The sequence below is a fragment of the Candidimonas nitroreducens genome, from assembly GCF_002209565.1.
GTDB classification, from domain to species: Bacteria; Pseudomonadota; Gammaproteobacteria; order Burkholderiales; family Burkholderiaceae_B; genus Candidimonas; species Candidimonas nitroreducens.
On sequence record NZ_NJIH01000003.1, the window covers coordinates 1 to 14902 of the forward strand.

The 14902-nt window shown below is 61.7% G+C and carries 14 protein-coding genes; 12 read left to right on the forward strand and 2 right to left on the reverse strand.

Annotation, left to right across the window (positions count from 1 at the left end):
* The 3 genes from CEY11_RS25995 to hpaI form a co-directional block, all read left to right on the forward strand.
* Positions 1–141 (forward strand): fumarylacetoacetate hydrolase family protein (locus CEY11_RS25995; protein WP_332888358.1); only part of this gene is annotated, 141 nt, incomplete at its 5' end.
* A 69-nt stretch (positions 142–210) separates the two neighbouring features.
* A complete protein-coding gene (gene hpaH, locus CEY11_RS03775) occupies positions 211–1017 on the forward strand; it encodes a 2-oxo-hept-4-ene-1,7-dioate hydratase (protein ID WP_088602047.1) in 807 nt (268 codons plus the stop codon).
* A gap of 360 nt (positions 1018–1377) precedes the next feature.
* Entirely contained in the window at positions 1378–2187 is an 810-nt protein-coding gene (hpaI, locus tag CEY11_RS03780; RefSeq protein ID WP_088602708.1) for a 4-hydroxy-2-oxoheptanedioate aldolase, read from the forward strand.
* A gap of 80 nt (positions 2188–2267) precedes the next feature.
* Here the strand turns inward: hpaI and CEY11_RS03785 are convergent, their stop codons facing one another.
* Positions 2268–2927 (reverse strand): GntR family transcriptional regulator, encoded by a 660-nt coding sequence (locus tag CEY11_RS03785; protein WP_233154709.1) that lies wholly within the window; start codon positions 2925–2927, stop codon positions 2268–2270.
* 306 nt (positions 2928–3233) lie between these two features.
* Between CEY11_RS03785 and CEY11_RS03790 the strand changes: the two genes are divergently transcribed.
* From CEY11_RS03790 to CEY11_RS03810, 5 genes are all read left to right on the forward strand, one after another.
* Positions 3234–3989, forward strand: coding sequence for an NAD(P)-binding domain-containing protein (locus CEY11_RS03790; RefSeq protein WP_088602048.1), 756 nt, complete (start codon positions 3234–3236; stop codon positions 3987–3989).
* Complete coding sequence (locus CEY11_RS03795) at positions 3986–4654, forward strand: RraA family protein (RefSeq protein ID WP_088602049.1); 669 nt, start codon at positions 3986–3988, stop codon at positions 4652–4654. Before CEY11_RS03790 ends, CEY11_RS03795 begins: the two co-directional genes overlap by 4 nt.
* 306 nt (positions 4655–4960) lie before the next feature.
* Positions 4961–5968 (forward strand): TRAP transporter substrate-binding protein, encoded by a 1008-nt coding sequence (locus tag CEY11_RS03800; protein WP_088602050.1) that lies wholly within the window; start codon positions 4961–4963, stop codon positions 5966–5968.
* Positions 5969–5988: 20 nt separating this feature from the next.
* A complete protein-coding gene (locus CEY11_RS03805; protein WP_088602051.1) occupies positions 5989–7839 on the forward strand; it encodes a TRAP transporter large permease in 1851 nt (616 codons plus the stop codon).
* Positions 7840–7963: 124 nt separating this feature from the next.
* The gene (locus tag CEY11_RS03810) at positions 7964–8776 is read left to right on the forward strand and encodes an amidohydrolase family protein (protein ID WP_088602052.1); all 813 of its coding nucleotides are present in this window, start codon (positions 7964–7966) and stop codon (positions 8774–8776) included.
* A 71-nt stretch (positions 8777–8847) separates the two neighbouring features.
* Here CEY11_RS03810 and CEY11_RS03815 read toward each other — a convergent pair whose 3' ends face one another.
* Positions 8848–9513 carry an O-methyltransferase gene (locus CEY11_RS03815; protein WP_088602053.1) on the reverse strand — a complete coding sequence of 222 codons (666 nt, stop codon included), beginning with the start codon at positions 9511–9513 and terminating at the stop codon, positions 8848–8850.
* A gap of 521 nt (positions 9514–10034) precedes the next feature.
* Between CEY11_RS03815 and argE the strand changes: the two genes are divergently transcribed.
* The 4 genes from argE (at position 10035) to CEY11_RS03835 (ending at position 14883) form a co-directional block, all read left to right on the forward strand.
* Complete coding sequence (gene argE / locus CEY11_RS03820; protein WP_088602054.1) at positions 10035–11183, forward strand: acetylornithine deacetylase; 1149 nt, start codon at positions 10035–10037, stop codon at positions 11181–11183.
* A gap of 127 nt (positions 11184–11310) precedes the next feature.
* Entirely contained in the window at positions 11311–12891 is a 1581-nt protein-coding gene (locus tag CEY11_RS03825) for an ABC transporter substrate-binding protein (RefSeq protein ID WP_408608104.1), read from the forward strand.
* Between the two features lie 86 nt (positions 12892–12977).
* Complete coding sequence (locus CEY11_RS03830; RefSeq protein ID WP_088602056.1) at positions 12978–13949, forward strand: ABC transporter permease; 972 nt, start codon at positions 12978–12980, stop codon at positions 13947–13949.
* Positions 13950–13962: 13 nt separating this feature from the next.
* Entirely contained in the window at positions 13963–14883 is a 921-nt protein-coding gene (locus tag CEY11_RS03835; protein WP_088602057.1) for an ABC transporter permease, read from the forward strand.
* The last annotated feature ends 19 nt before the right edge of the window (positions 14884–14902 follow it).

The following is a 14902-nucleotide window of genomic DNA, read 5'->3' on the forward strand; positions in this document are numbered from 1 at the left end:
ATCCTTACTGGCACGCCCGACGGCATCGTCAACGTGCAGCCGGGCGACGAGGTCGTCACCGAAATTGAAGGCATCGGCCGCCTGGTCAACACCCTGGTGGCATGCCCCGGCGACACCGCCGCGCCGACCGACCCCGCCTAGCGCCTGTTCACACTAAGCCGCCGCCCGCCGGCCTCGAGCCGGCCCCATCCATTCCGTGGAAGCCACCCCATGCTAGACCAAGACACCATCAAGACCCTGGCCGCCAGGCTGCACCAAGCCGAACGCAGCGGCGAGCAGGTTCGCCAGTTCTCGCTGGAACATCCCGAAATGGCCATCGAAGACGGCTACGCGGTGCAAAGCGCCTGGGTCGCACTGAAACTGGCCGAAGGCCGCCGCGTCAAAGGCCACAAGATCGGCCTGACCTCGCGCGCCATGCAGCAGTCCTCGCAGATCGACGAACCCGACTACGGCGTACTGCTCGACGACATGTTCTACTACGACGGCGGCCAGATCCCCGCCGGGCGCTACATCATGCCCCGCGTCGAAGTCGAACTCGCCTTCGTCCTCGGCAAGCGCCTGCAAGGGCCGGACGTCACCCTGTTCGACGTCTACGACGCCGTCGACTACGTCACGCCCGCCCTGGAAATCATCGACGCGCGCATCCAGATGACCGACCCCGACACCCAGCGCACGCGCAAAGTCTTCGACACCATCTCCGACAACGCCGCCAACGCCGGCGTAGTCATAGGCGGCCGGCCCGTGAAGATCCGCGAATTCGACCTGCGCTGGGTCAGCGCCATCATGTCGCGCAACGCCGTGGTCGAAGAAACCGGCGTCGCCGCCGGCGTGCTGAACCACCCCGCCAACGGCGTCGTCTGGCTGGCCAACAAACTCGCCCCCTACGGCGTCGCCCTGGAAGCCGGCGAAGTCATATTGTCCGGTTCCTTCACCCGCCCCGTCTTCGCCCGCCCCGGCGACACCTTCAGCGTAGACTACGGCCCCCTGGGCACGGTCAACTGCCACTTCGCGGCCTGAAGGCGAGAGGCCTGGCAGCGTGCAGGCTCCAGGGTTCCCCCAAGGCCTTCAAATGTGCAGGCAAGCTCCGTCCCCGGCACCCAGCCGTCTACGACGCAAGCGGAGGGTATGGGGTGTTTCCCGGAGGCGAGTGGGTCATCGAGCCGGAGGGGAATACCCCATACCAGGCCGCGGCTCAAGAACCCGGCGCGGCGACGACCGCGCCCCTGCCGCAAACACACCCTACACGCCACTACCATAGCTACACTTAAGAGATGAGCCCTTCGTGCAGTACAGTGCCCGCATCGGCATGAATCCGCAGTTCTCCATTTTTCACCGTACATGACACCCACAGACGAGCTGGATCCCGACACGATCATCATGGACATCCTGACCAACACCTTCAAACAGTCCCTGCGCCAAGGCAAACCGCAAGTCGGCCTGTGGGCCGCCCTGGCCCATCCCCTGACCGCCGAAATCTGTGCCGGCGCCGGCTTCGACTGGATACTGCTGGACGGCGAACACGCCCCCAACACCCTGCAGACCCTGCTGCCGCAGCTGCAGGCCGCCGCCCCCTACCCCGTCGCCCCCGTAGTGCGGCCGTCCTGGAACGACCCCGTACAGATCAAGCAGATCCTAGAGCTCGGCGCGCAGACCCTGCTGATCCCCATGGTGCAGTCCGGCGCCGAAGCCGCCGCCGCAGTCGCCGCCGTGCGCTACCCGCCGCAGGGCATACGCGGCGTCGGCAGCTCCATCGCGCGCTCCGCGCGCTGGGGCCGCATCCCCGACTACCTGCAACGCGCCAACGAGCAAATGTGCGTGCTGGTGCAGATCGAAACCCCGCAAGGCGTTGCCGCCCTCGACGACATCCTCGCCACCGAAGGCGTAGACGGCGTATTCATCGGGCCGGCCGACCTGTCCGCCAACATGGGCCACCTGGGCCAGCCCGGCCACCCCGAAGTCGCCAAGACCATCGACGACGCCATTACCCGCATCGTGCGCGCCGGCAAAGCCGCCGGCATCCTGCACAGCAACATCGAGCAGGCCCGCCACTACCTGGAACTGGGCGCCACCTTCGTCGCCGTCGGCGTAGACGCCACCCTGCTGGCCCGCGCCGCGGAAAAGCTAGCCGGCGAATTCGGCCGCGCCCCCGCCAGCGCCGCGCCGGCCAAGCCGGCCGGCCCGTATTAATTATCACATCCGGTACAGCGGCCGGAGAGACTTGTCACCATGGCGACGTCCGACAACGAGCTTGTCGGACGCCGGCCAAACTATAAGCTATCCATCCGTCGGCTCATGAAACGTTGGCTTGCCATCAATAAGTGAACCGACATGATCTGTTCGGCCAAGTCTCCTTGCTTGAGCGACAGCGCCATCAAGAGATCCTTATGGTGCTGAAGGCTGCGCCGTAGATCTTCCTGGTCATACAAAAAGAAAGATCGGGTGATGATCGGCATGTCGATCATAGTCTCGAGCATCATCCTCAAACGCTGCGAGCCCGCCGCGTCGAGGAGCAAATGGTGGAACGTGCTGTTTGCTGCCTGAATCGCATTAATTGCGCCACTATCTTCACCCATTGCATCAATGGCCCTGGCCATTTGGTCATTGCATTGCTTCAGTTTCTCGAGCATCTTGGGATCCATGCGCTCGGCGGCCAAACGGGCGGCAAACGGCTCAAGACGAATACGCAATCGGAACATTTCCTCTATGTCCCAGCGCGTCCACCTGGCGACAAATACCCCCCGCCCTCCTTCGGCAACCGCCAACCCATCCTCGATCAACCGTTTCAGTGCCACACGCACAGGCGTTCTGCTGACGCCCATGTCTTGGGCGAGATGACTTTCCTTCAGCTGTGTGCCGGCGGTGTAGTGTCCGGCAACGATGCGCTTCTTAAGAGCTTCGTATATTTGCTCGCTACCTTTTTTCATCATTCGGCTCTCACCTCAGGCTGCATACAAGCCCGCTTTCTCAACTTTACCTTGGCCCGGCGAAATCATTGAATTTGCCGATGGGCCTGGGCACGCAGCACATAGCCCTTCGTACAACGGGCATCGTGGGCTGTAAGCCGAAAAACGATAGCCCTCTCCCGCTACGCGGCCTCCCCCTGAAAGTGTCGTTTCTATCATCATAATTAAATACTATAAAAATACAAAAATAATCTTGTTAAGGGTAAATACCTAATCTATTTTTAATAAAACCCACATATCATAGATTTATTGTTCTTTTTTAGTCTTTTTATGAAGACCGCAACCATCGGGCTTGGTGATGCAGGACATTGCTACGCAACTACGCTATCCGAGTCGGGCCACCGCATTTTCGATATCTGCGACAGCCGCCCAAACACACACATCGAAGAGTATGCCCACAGAGTCGGTGCAAACTTGCACACTACGCCAGGCCCGTGGCTGGCAGAAACCGACTCGGTAATTTCAGCGGCCTTCGACCGCGCAGCACTAGATGTAGCCAGACCGTCTCTGGCGCATATGCATAAAGGCGCGATATACGCGGACTCCACCACGGCCAATCCCGCGGAACTGGCCGTTGCTGGCCGCGTTGCGTCCGCAGCCGCGATCCATTACATCGACGTGGCAATTACCGGAACCATCTACACAAAAGGCGCCCAAGCACCTCTGCTGTGCGCCGGCCCGAATACCGGCAAACTGATTGAAATCATGCAGAGCATTGGCGGTGGAGTGTCTGGTGGCTGCCGAACACATAGGCTCGAGACACGAACCTTACAACGTGCTATCCGACATAGACGGCGCGGCTGCGATCTTCAAGCGCACCTTCGAGTCCGTCCGGAACAGCCCGAGCCCGGACACAGCAAAGACATGACGGAAAAACTCGAGCAGTCGGGATACACCTCGATAGCAAGCACACTGCTGAACAATTGGCGAAGCAGCATCGTGCAGATCACGAGGTGTTCGGCGCCCTGGTCAAAGAATCCGGCATCAAACCTCAATAATCGACTACCCGAGCAGGAAGAAACATGATTGGCTTTCAAATTCTTCAACGTCGGCGTGCAGTAGACACGGCGACGGCAGAGCGATTCAAGCAGTTGCCCGTCGCCAATGTCAGCGACAACATGGCACGTATGTATTCGGGCGGGGCACATCTTCGTCCCATGCACAATGGCAAACCCATGTCCGGCCCCGCCATAACGGTAAGATGCCGTCCCGGCGACAACCTTCTTGTGCACAAGGCGCTCGAAGTCGCCTCTGCGGGCGACGTAATCGTCGTCGACGCAGGCGGAGACCTCACCAACGCCATCATCGGCGAGATCATGGTGGCATATGCGAAGAAGCGCGGGCTGGCTGGCATCGTCATCAACGGCGCCATTCGAGACTCCGAAGAAATTGGCCGGGGAGATTTTCCCGTATTCGCTGCCGGCGTCACCCATCGGGGCCCCTACAAAGACGGCCCCGGAGAAATCAATGTCACGGTCTCTCTCAATGGAATGACGATCGAGCCAGGGGATCTCATCATCGGCGACAGCGACGGCATTTTGTGTGTTCCCTTCGACATGACAACTGAGGTTTACCAGCATACCGTCAAGAAGCATGCCGACGAGGGAAAGACACTAGCCGAAATCGACGCGGACAGGTACGACCCGAGCTGGGTGGATGCTCGCTTGAGGTCGTTGGGCTGCCCTTTGTAACGTGCCAACTACCGAGGAATAACGCATGCGACGAGCCCGGCTGCATTAACACAGTGCACCGGGCCGGCACCAATCTTGGCCTCCAGGATGCCGGGAACGGCTGGCTGGCGGCTGAATGCGGATCCAAGCGGCTACTTTGTTGGCGATTAACGGATATACAGCACATCCGGTCGGCGTTCAGAACGCAGACTATGAATAGCGTACACGCCGGACAGTGCATCATCCCTGCAAAAACCATACGTTCAACTCATCACCAATGCGGCACGTTGGACGGACATCAACCATAACTCTTTCAGGAGACGATTTATGAGCATCAGTAGACGACAGTTCATCGCGAAAAGCGCGATCGTGGGGCTGGGCAGCGCAGCCTTTGCAACCAGCAAGGCCGCATCCTCCAAAGTCACATTGAAGCTGACTTATCCCGATGTCAGATCTCACCCGTTCTACGAAGTCGGACAGCACTTCGCGGACGCCGTACGGGAAAAGACAGCAGGCGCCGTCGACATTCGGATTTTCACGCTGGGCGAACTCGGCAGCGGCGTCAATATCCTCACGGGCCTGCAAACTGGCACGATCGATTTGTGCGCCCACACCACGGGCTTCATCGGCCGGGTGCTGCCGCAAGTGCAAGGGCTTGACCTACCTTTCTTGTTCGACGACGTGAGCATCGGAGACAAGGTCGTCGATGGCCCCGTTGGCAGCAAGCTCCTGGGCCTACTCAAGCCCAAGCGGATTTACGGTCTGTCGTGGGGAACCTGGGCACCGCGCGTGACGGAGACCGTCAGCAAGCCTGTTACCGAGCCCTCGGCCATGAAAGGTTTGCGCATCCGCGTCCAGCCGGGCGCGATCTACGAGGAGACCTTCAAGGTTCTTGGCGCCATTCCCGTGGCGATGGAGCTGACGGAAGTCTATCTCGGGCTGTCGCAAAAGACGATCGACGCCACGGAAGTTCCCATGATCTCCGTTGCGGCAGGGAAAAACTACGAGGTTCTGAAATCGGTCACGAAAACCGACCACACCTACAACGCGGGCATCATGATGGCGAGCCAATCACGCTTCGATCGCCTCAAGCCGGCATATCAGGACGCCATCCGGACGGCTGCGGTCGAATTGACGCCTTATTGGCGGTCTCTCATCAAGAAGCGTAGCGAAGAGGCGGAAGTCTTCCTGAAGGGGAAGGGATTATCCATCCATGACGCCGACAAGGCTGCCTACAAGAAAGCGGTGGAGCCCGTCTACAAGGAATTCCGCAACAAAATAACGCCGGAATTCTACGACGAGCTCATGGCCGCCGTATCGGCGGCAAGGGCGTGACCGGCCAAGGAGCTAGCGGGATGACCATGAATCTTGCGAGGCGGTTCGGCGCGATGGTAGAGGCTCTGGATATGGCTGCCAGAGGGTTGGCCGGCGTGGCGCTGATCGTAGAGCTTTTGGTCGTGCTGGCCGATGTTTCGGCGCGATCTTTCTTCGGATTCTCATTGTTGTGGAGCCACGAAGTCTCGGAGATCGCGTTATCCGTCATTACCTTCGTGGGCGGCTGTGTCGCGTACAGGGCCGGCCATCACTCCGCTGTACGGATCATCACCGACAAAATGCCCGCGGCATCCGCCGAGTATGTGCTGCTCGTCATCGAGCATCTCATACTCGTGCTCGCAGCCACGGTATTTTATTCGGCCCAGCAGTTGCTGGAGATCAACATGCTGTCGACGATGCCGGTGCTTGGCATCGAAGTCGCTTGGCTGGATCTTCCCGCTCTGGTGGGCATGGCGATGCTCGTCTTGTTCTGCATCGAGAGCATACTGCGCCGGTATGACCGGCGTAAGGTGTTGCGCGTTGCACCCGCCATGTTGGTGGTCACCGTGGTGGCGATGTTCCTGTACCTCGGCGGATCCATAGCCGTTCAGCCGAACGACGCCCTCCTGATCATGCTTGCGGCGTTTTTCATAGGCGTGCTGCTCGGGCTTCCCGTCGCTTTTTCCATGACCTTCGCCAGCCTGCTGTTCCTGTTGGTGAGCGGCGAGGCTCCGGTCATTGCGCTGGCGCAGAATATGGTCGATGGCAGCACGTCCAGCTTCATATTGCTGGCCCTGCCCTTTTTCATCTTTGTCGGCCTGGTCATGGAAAGGGGCGGCATCAGCACCAAGCTGGTGGCCTGGGCGATGGCCATGGTCGGCCATCTGCGGGGCGGAATCCTGCAGGTCATGGTGGTCACCACCTATCTGGTTGCGGGCATTTCTGGGTCGAAGACCGCCGACGTGGCGGCCGTTGGGTCGGTCATGCGGGCGGAACTCATAAAGCGGGGCTACAAGCAGGAAGAGGGCGCCGCAGTCCTGTCGGCGGCGACGGCAATGAGCGAAACCATTCCGCCAAGCATCGGAATGCTGGTACTGGGTTCGGTGACGCCGATCTCCATCGGAACGCTCTTCCTCGCAGGCATCATCCCGGCTGCGGTCGTGGCCCTGTGCATTATGCTGGCCATCTACCTGATCACGCGGCTGCGCGGTGAACAGCCCGGCAAGCGAGCCAGCGGCAGCGTCATGCTTGCCGCCGCGATCCGCGCGATACCGGCGATGATCATGCCGGCGATCATGATCATCGGGATCAGGGCCGGTATCGCGACCCCGACCGAGGTGTCCGCCGTCGCAGCTTTTTATGGGGTTCTGCTCGCGGTCGTGATTTATCGTGCAATCGGCTGGAGGGATTTTTGCCGGATTACCGCGGAAAGCGCAGTGGTTTCCGGCATGGTGCTGTTCATCATTGCCGCTGCATTCGCTTTTTCGTGGGCGTTGTCGGCCGCCTATTTGCCCCAGCAGCTGGTCTCCTTCGTGCATGGTACGAGTAAGGCCGTCTTCCTGATTGAATCCATTTTCTTTCTGATTATTATCGGGTCACTGCTCGAAGGGCTGCCGGCGCTCATCATCCTGGGGCCCATGTTGCTGCCTCTGGCAACCGAACTGGGTGTCGGCAGCGTGCACTATGCGATTCTGCTGTTGCTTGCCATGGGCGTAGGCATCTTCATGCCCCCGCTGGGTGTCGGCTTTTATGTGGCTACGGCAGTTCTCGAATCGAAACTGGAGTCTGCTGCGAAGGCGATGCTGCCTTTCCTGGGGGTGCTGCTGATTGGAATCCTGCTGGTCGCCTTTGTGCCATGGTTTACGGATGTCCTGCCCGCTCTGTTCGAGTGACGAATCATGGGCTGCGCAGCGGCCTAGCCCGTACGAGTGACGGCAGCCCATGTTCCGCAGATTTTAATTTCACTATTTTCATATACATCTGAAGGAGGCGAACGTGAGTGTATGCGACTGCCATATGCACATATTCGATGCGCGGTTTCCCCTGTCGGCCAAGGCGGTTCTGGCGAGCCCGAAATCGGCAACTGTCGAACAGTATCGCGCGGTACAGGCAGGGTTGGGCAGTGACCATTGCGTGATTGTTCAGCCTTCAGGCTACGGCGTCGACAATCGGTGTCTCGTGGATGCGCTGAATCAATTCCATGGCGCGGCACGTGGCGTTGCGGTTATCGACGAAACCGTCTCGGAAGCGGAGCTTTCCGATTTGCAGCGTGCCGGAGTAAGAGGAATCCGGTTCAATCTCGTCCAGACGGGCGCCACATCGATTTCCATGCTGGAGCCGCTGGCGGCGCGCATCGCCCCACTGGGCTGGCATGTACAGGTACATTGCACGCCCGCCACCCTGCGCCAGATCAGCGGCATGCTCTCGGCCCTGCCCGTACCCGTCGTACTCGACCACATGGGTTCTGTAGGCGCAGATGGTGCCGCGCTTATCGCGCGCCATCGGGACGCGTTGCTGGATCTCATGAAGCAGGCCCATTTATGGATGAAGCTGTCGGGGCCGTATCTGAATAGCTGGTCGCCCGAGGCAGATGTGCCGGAGCTCGGGAAATTCGTCCGAGATCTGGCCCAACTGGCTCCGGATCGAATCGTCTGGGGAAGCGACTGGCCACACGTGACTGAAGCCACCCCTCCCGACGATCAGCTTATGGTGCAAACGCTGCGACAATGGGTCGGAAACGACTCCATCTGGGCTCGCGTACTCTGGGAAAACCCGCAGCGCCTGTACGGGTTCAGCCTTCCCCAAACGACAATCCCGTCGTCCAACTAAGGCTCAGGGGTATCAGGGCGCCACTCCGACCGCTCTCGTTGACAACGCAAGAGCGGTTTCCCGCCATCCTGCTAAGCCACCAGCGCCAGCGAAAACCCATCCCAGCCCTTGCTGCCCACCGTCTGTATTGCCGTGGCCGTCAGCCGCGTGTGATCCGCCATCATTTCGCAGAAACGCTGCACCCCCTGCACGTCCGGATCCTTAGTCGCTGCGTCGGCCACCTGGCCACGGCGCACCACGTTGTCGCCGATGATCACCGTGCCCGGCCGCGACAGCGCCAGAGACAGCTCCAGATAGCGCGGATTGTTCTCCTTGTCGGCATCGATGAAAACCAGGTCGAACGGCGCCTCGTCATCGCCGATCATGCGCTCCAGCGTTTCCACCGCCAGCCCGCAGCGGATCTCCACCCGGCCCGCCTGGCCGGCCAGCTCTACATTTTTCTCGGCCAGCGCCGCATACCGCTCGTCCCGCTCCAGGCTCACCACCATCCCGCCTTCCGGCAGCGCCCGCGCCAGCCAGATAGTGCTGTAGCCGCCCAGAGTCCCGATCTCCAGAATGCGCCGCGCGCCCTTCATGCAGGCCAGCAGATACAGGAGCTTGCCTTGATTGGGCGCCACGTTGATCGCCGGCAGCCCGGCCCGCTCGCAGCGAGCCAGCACCTCGTCCAGCACCGGATCCGGATCCAGCAGCGTGTCGGTGAAATAAGCATCGACAGCCGTCCAATTTTCCTGGTTCATGCATGACTCCATTGTTTGATGGGCCGGCCCGGCAAATGCCCAAAACCAAGCCGCAGATAATCGGGCCCCCAGCGGCCCCGCCGCGCAAGCCCGGCGCGGGAGAACCCCGCCGAAAGCGGCGAAGGCCACAAGCGCCCCGCAAGCAGCCACGGCCTGCCATCTATACCACGAATACATGACTCGCGCGTTTCCAAGGCACACCCGCAGGCTGCCACCCGCCCGGCCCGCCCTTCGCACCAAACCCGCCGGCTGTCCGGCCCGCCGTTCGCGCCAGGGCCGCCGCCCGCGTTCTGTAGAGGAAACCCATACACCCGCGCAAATGTATAGACTTATAGTAAACCCTAGGTTGGCGCCAAATTGACCGCAAACATCGGGCTTACCCCAAGGCGAAATCATTGACGTTCAAACTATTGCGTGACTAACATCCTCGCTGACCGCCACGAATAGAGAAAAGAATTGGCCGCAGTCCCGCCGCATGCGGGAACACATCACCCCGGTGGCCGAGCAGGAGAACGCAAGCTGTGAAGCCCCAGTCCCTAGAAATGATCACCACGCTGGTCGGATTCGACACGGTTTCGCGCAACTCCAACCTGGGCCTGATCCACTACGTGCGCGACTACCTGGCGGGGCACGGCGTGCAAAGCCAGCTCATCGCCAATCGGGAAGGCACCAAGGCCAACCTGTTCGCCACCGTGGGCCCGCAGGTCGAGGGCGGCATCGTGCTGTCCGGCCATACCGACGTGGTGCCCGTCGACGGCCAGCCCTGGGACACCGACCCCTTCGAAGTCGTGCAGAAAGACGGCCGCCTGTACGGCCGCGGCACCGCCGACATGAAATCCTTCTCGGCCGTCGCGCTGGCCATGGTGCCCGACATGCTGGCCCGGAACATCCGCCGCCCGGTGCATTTCGCGCTCAGCTACGACGAAGAAATCGGCTGCGTCGGCGCGCCGGCCCTGATCGAACGCCTGTCCATCGCAGCGGCCAAGCCCAGCGCCGTCATCGTCGGCGAACCCACCGGCATGCGGCCCATCGTCGCCCACAAAGGCATCGCGGCGCTGCGCACCACCGTCATCGGCCACGAGGCCCATTCCAGCCAGGTGCAGGACGGCGTCAGCGCCGTGACCATCGCCGCCCGGCTGATCGCCTTCATCGACGACATGATGGCCCGCAACAAAGCCGAAGCCGACCCCGCCAGCCCCTTCGTGCCGCCCTATACCACCCTGCACGTCGGCACCGTCGAAGGCGGCACGGCGCTGAACATCATCGCCCGCCAGTGCAGCTTCATATGGGACGTCCGGGCATTGCCCGGCGACGACTGGCACCGCTATCTCGAACGCTTCCAGGCCTATGCCGACACGCTGCTGCGCGACATGCGCGCGGTCGCGCCCGAGTCCTCGATCAGCACCGAAATCTTCGCCGACGCCCCGCCCATGCAGGATCAAGGCGGCGCGGCGCAGGAAATCGCCTGCCGCCTTTCGGGCTGCCCGTGCAACGGCGTGGTGCCCTATGCCACCGAAGCCGGCCAATACCAGGAAAAAGGCTTTTCCACCGTGCTGTGCGGGCCGGGCTCCATCGACCATGCGCACAAACCCAACGAATACATCGAGATCTCGCAGGTGCAGGCCTGCGAGGCTTTCATGGAAAAACTCATAGACCAGCTGGCCGCCTGAAGCAGGCCGCCGGCCCATTGCCTACACGAGGTGAGCCCCCCATCGACAACCGTATCCACGACCACAAGTTGTGCCATACCAAAAATACCTAACCGGCAGGAGATATACGATGAAGTTTTCCAAGTTGATGCAACACACGGCGATCGCCGCGGCCATCGTGCTGGGCGTGGGCGCCCAGGCGCAGAGCAAGACACTGCATTGGGCGTACCAGGGCGACATGATGTCGCTGGATCCGATGTCCCTGAACGAAACCTTCACCCTGGGCTTCCAGGGCTGGTTCTACGAGACCCTGGCGGGCTACGACAAGAACCTGAAACTGGTGCCGATGCTGGCCACCAGCTGGGAAAACCCCGAACCCACGAAGTGGATCTTCCACCTGCGCAAGGGCGTGAAATTCCATGACGGCAGCCCCTTCACCGCCGACGACGTGATCTTCTCGTGGAAGCGCAGCCTGACGCCGGGCTCCGACATGAAGGGCTACGGCGCCAAGGCCACCGACGTCAAGAAGATCGACGATTACACCGTCGAAGTCATCACCCCGGGCCCCAACCCCATCCTGCCGCGCGACTGGACTTTCCTGTACATCATGAGCAAGAAGTGGTCCGAGACGCACAACACCACCCAGGCCACCAACGTCAAGGGCGGCGAGAGCAACTACGCCAATATGCACGAGGACGGCACCGGCCCGTTCGTCGTCGTGGATCGCCAGCCCGATGTGAAGACCACCCTCAAGCGCTTCGACGGCTACTGGAACAAGAACATGCCCACCAACGTCACCGACGTGGTGTTCCAGCCCATCACCCAGGAATCGACCCGCGTGGCGGCGCTGATATCGGGCGAAATGGACATCGTCCAGCCGGTGCCCGTGCAAGACTGGCCGCGCCTGGAAAAAGAGCCCAACGTGCGCGTGCTGAACGAACCCGAGGCGCGCGCCATCTTCATCGGCATGGATCAGCACCGCGACCAGCTGCTGTTCTCCAACGTCAAGGGCAAGAACCCGTTCAAGGACAAGCGCGTGCGCGAAGCCATCGACCTCACGGTCGATACCAACGTCATCAACAAGAAGATCATGCGCGGCGCGGCCAAGCCCCTGGGCACGCTGATCGCCGACAAGATCAACGGCTATGACGAATCCTTCGGCAAGCCCTACAAGCCCGACGTCGCCAAGGCCAAGAAGCTGCTGGCCGAGGCCGGCTACCCGAACGGCTTCGAGGTGCAGCTCGACTGCCCCAACGACCGCTACGTCAACGACGAGAAGATCTGCCAGGCGGTGGCCAGCATGCTGGCGCGCGTCGGCATCAAGATCGACCTGCTGGCGCAGACCAAGTCCAAGTATTTCGCCAAGGTGCTGCTGCAGGCCGGCAACAACACCAGCATGTACTTGCTGGGCTGGACGCCGAGTTCGATCGACGCCGACAATTCCCTGGTCAACCTGGTTTCCTGCCGCAATCCCAAGACCGCGGCCGGCCAGTTCAACCTGGGCGGCTACTGCAACCCCAAGATCGACGCCATCACCGCCAAGATCGAGTCCGAGACCGACCAGGCCAAGCGCAATGCCCTGATCAAGCAGGCCTTCACCATGCTGCGTGACGACTACGGCTACCTGCCGCTGCACCAGCAGCCCATGTCCTGGGGCGTGCGCAAGGGCATCAAGGTGGCCCAGCGCGCCGACGACGTGCTCGACATCCGCAATGTAGTCATGCCTTAAGCCGGCTGGCGCTGTCCCATGCCGCAGGCCGCCAGCGCGGCCTGCGGCAGGCGGCGCACATTCGCCACCAGGCAAAGATTCCTCGCATGCTGAATTTCATCGCTCGGCGCATCCTGCAGTCGGTCTTCGTGATGCTGGCCGTGGGCTTCATCGCCTTCGCCATGTTCCGCTACGTGGGCGATCCCATCAACAATATGGTGGGCCAGGACACCACGCTGGCGCAGCGCGAAGCGCTCAAGAAGCAGCTCGGGCTGGACGACCCCTTCATGGTGCAGTACCTGCGCTTCATCGGCCATGCCGCGCAGGGCGACTTCGGCGTGTCGTACCGCCAGCGCCGGCCGGTCAGCGAGCTCATCGCCAGCCGCATGCCCGCCACGCTGGAACTGTCCTTCGTGTCGGCGCTGATCGCGCTGCTGCTGGGCATACCCATGGGCATCTACACCGCGTTGAAGCGCCGCGGCGTGCTGTCGCACACCTTCATGACCATCTCGCTGATAGGCATCTCGCTGCCCACTTTCCTGATCGGCATATTGATGATCCTGGTGTTCGGCGTGCTGCTGCGCTGGCTGCCGAGTTTCGGCCGCGGCGAAGTGGTACACCTGGGCTGGTGGACCACGGGCTTTCTCACCAAGAGCGGCTGGCTGTCGCTGATCATGCCGGCCTTCACGCTGGCGCTGTTCCAGATGACCCTGATCATGCGCCTGGTGCGCGCCGAAATGCTGGAAGTGATGCAGACCGATTTCATCAAGTTCGCCCGCGCGCGCGGCCTGCCCGAGCGCATGATCCACTTCCGCCATGCCCTGAAGAACACCCTGGTGCCGGTCATTACCATCACCGGCCTGCAGCTGGGTTCGATCATCGCCTTTTCCATCATCACCGAGACGGTGTTCCAGTGGCCCGGCATGGGGCTGCTGTTCATACAGTCCATAGGCGCGGTCGACATCCCGGTGATGGCCGCCTACCTGCTGCTGATCGCCTTCTTTTTCGTGATCATCAACCTGATCGTCGATTTATTGTATTTTGCGGTCGATCCCCGGCTGCGCTTACAGAAGAACTGAGAGCCTGCTTCATATGGACTCCACCAGCACCTGGGCCCGCCTGCGCAACAGCGACCTGCTCTACAGTTTCTGCCATTCGCCCATGGCCGTGGTTTCGGCGCTGCTGGCGCTGGCCATCATCCTGGGCGCCGTGTGCGCGCCGCTGATCGCCCCGCACAACCCCTTCGACCTCGCCTCCCTGAACCTGCTCGACGCCAACAACCCGCCCGCCTGGGCCGACGACGGCAGTACGCAGTTCCTGCTGGGCACCGACGACCAGGGCCGCGACATCCTGTCGGCGATTCTGTACGGCTCGCGCATCTCGCTGCTGGTCGGCCTGGCCTCGGTGCTGTTCTCGATCGTGCTGGGCGTTACGCTGGGCCTGATCAGCGGCTATGCCGGCGGGCGCATCGACGGCGTGATCATGCGCATCGCCGACGTGCAGCTGTCCTTCCCCGCCATCCTGATCGCGCTGCTCATCGACGGCATCGCGCGCGGCCTGATGCCGCGCGACCTGCAGGATCGCCTGTCGCTGTACGTGCTGATCTTCGCCATCGGCATTTCCGGCTGGGTGCAGTATGCGCGCACGGTGCGCGGCGCCACCATGGTCGAGCGCAACAAGGAATACGTGCAGGCCGCGCGCCTGATCGGCATGCGGCCGTTCACCATCCTGCGCCGCCACATCCTGCCCAACGTGCTCGGCCCGGTGCTGGTGATCGCCACCATCCACCTGGCCGTGGCCATCATCACCGAGGCCACGCTGTCGTTCCTGGGCGTGGGCATTCCGCCCACCACGCCTTCGCTGGGCACGCTGATACGCATAGGCAACAGCTACCTGTTCTCGGGCGAATGGTGGATCTCGATTTTCCCCGGCCTGACGCTGGTGCTGCTGGCGCTTTCGGTCAACCTGCTGGGCGACTGGCTGCGCGACGCGCTCAATCCCCGGCTGGGCTGACGGCGCAGGACACAGACAC

Excerpts from the sequence above, each read along its gene's own strand:
- CEY11_RS03805 (WP_088602051.1), top strand. The coding sequence starts at position 5,989 with ATGACCATGAATCTTGCGAGGCGGTTCGGCGCGATGGTAGAGGCTCTG.
- CEY11_RS03810 (WP_088602052.1), top strand. The coding sequence starts at position 7,964 with ATGCACATATTCGATGCGCGGTTTCCCCTGTCGGCCAAGGCGGTTCTG.
- CEY11_RS03795 (WP_088602049.1), top strand. The coding sequence starts at position 3,986 with ATGATTGGCTTTCAAATTCTTCAACGTCGGCGTGCAGTAGACACGGCG.
- CEY11_RS03835 (WP_088602057.1), top strand. The coding sequence starts at position 13,963 with ATGGACTCCACCAGCACCTGGGCCCGCCTGCGCAACAGCGACCTGCTC.
- CEY11_RS03790 (WP_088602048.1), top strand. The coding sequence starts at position 3,234 with ATGAAGACCGCAACCATCGGGCTTGGTGATGCAGGACATTGCTACGCA.
- CEY11_RS03800 (WP_088602050.1), top strand. The coding sequence starts at position 4,961 with ATGAGCATCAGTAGACGACAGTTCATCGCGAAAAGCGCGATCGTGGGG.
- hpaH (WP_088602047.1), top strand. The coding sequence starts at position 211 with ATGCTAGACCAAGACACCATCAAGACCCTGGCCGCCAGGCTGCACCAA.
- CEY11_RS03825 (WP_408608104.1), top strand. The coding sequence starts at position 11,311 with ATGCAACACACGGCGATCGCCGCGGCCATCGTGCTGGGCGTGGGCGCC.
- CEY11_RS03830 (WP_088602056.1), top strand. The coding sequence starts at position 12,978 with ATGCTGAATTTCATCGCTCGGCGCATCCTGCAGTCGGTCTTCGTGATG.
- CEY11_RS03785 (WP_233154709.1), bottom strand. The coding sequence starts at position 2,927 with ATGATGAAAAAAGGTAGCGAGCAAATATACGAAGCTCTTAAGAAGCGC.
- CEY11_RS03815 (WP_088602053.1), bottom strand. The coding sequence starts at position 9,513 with ATGAACCAGGAAAATTGGACGGCTGTCGATGCTTATTTCACCGACACG.
- hpaI (WP_088602708.1), top strand. The coding sequence starts at position 1,378 with ATGGACATCCTGACCAACACCTTCAAACAGTCCCTGCGCCAAGGCAAA.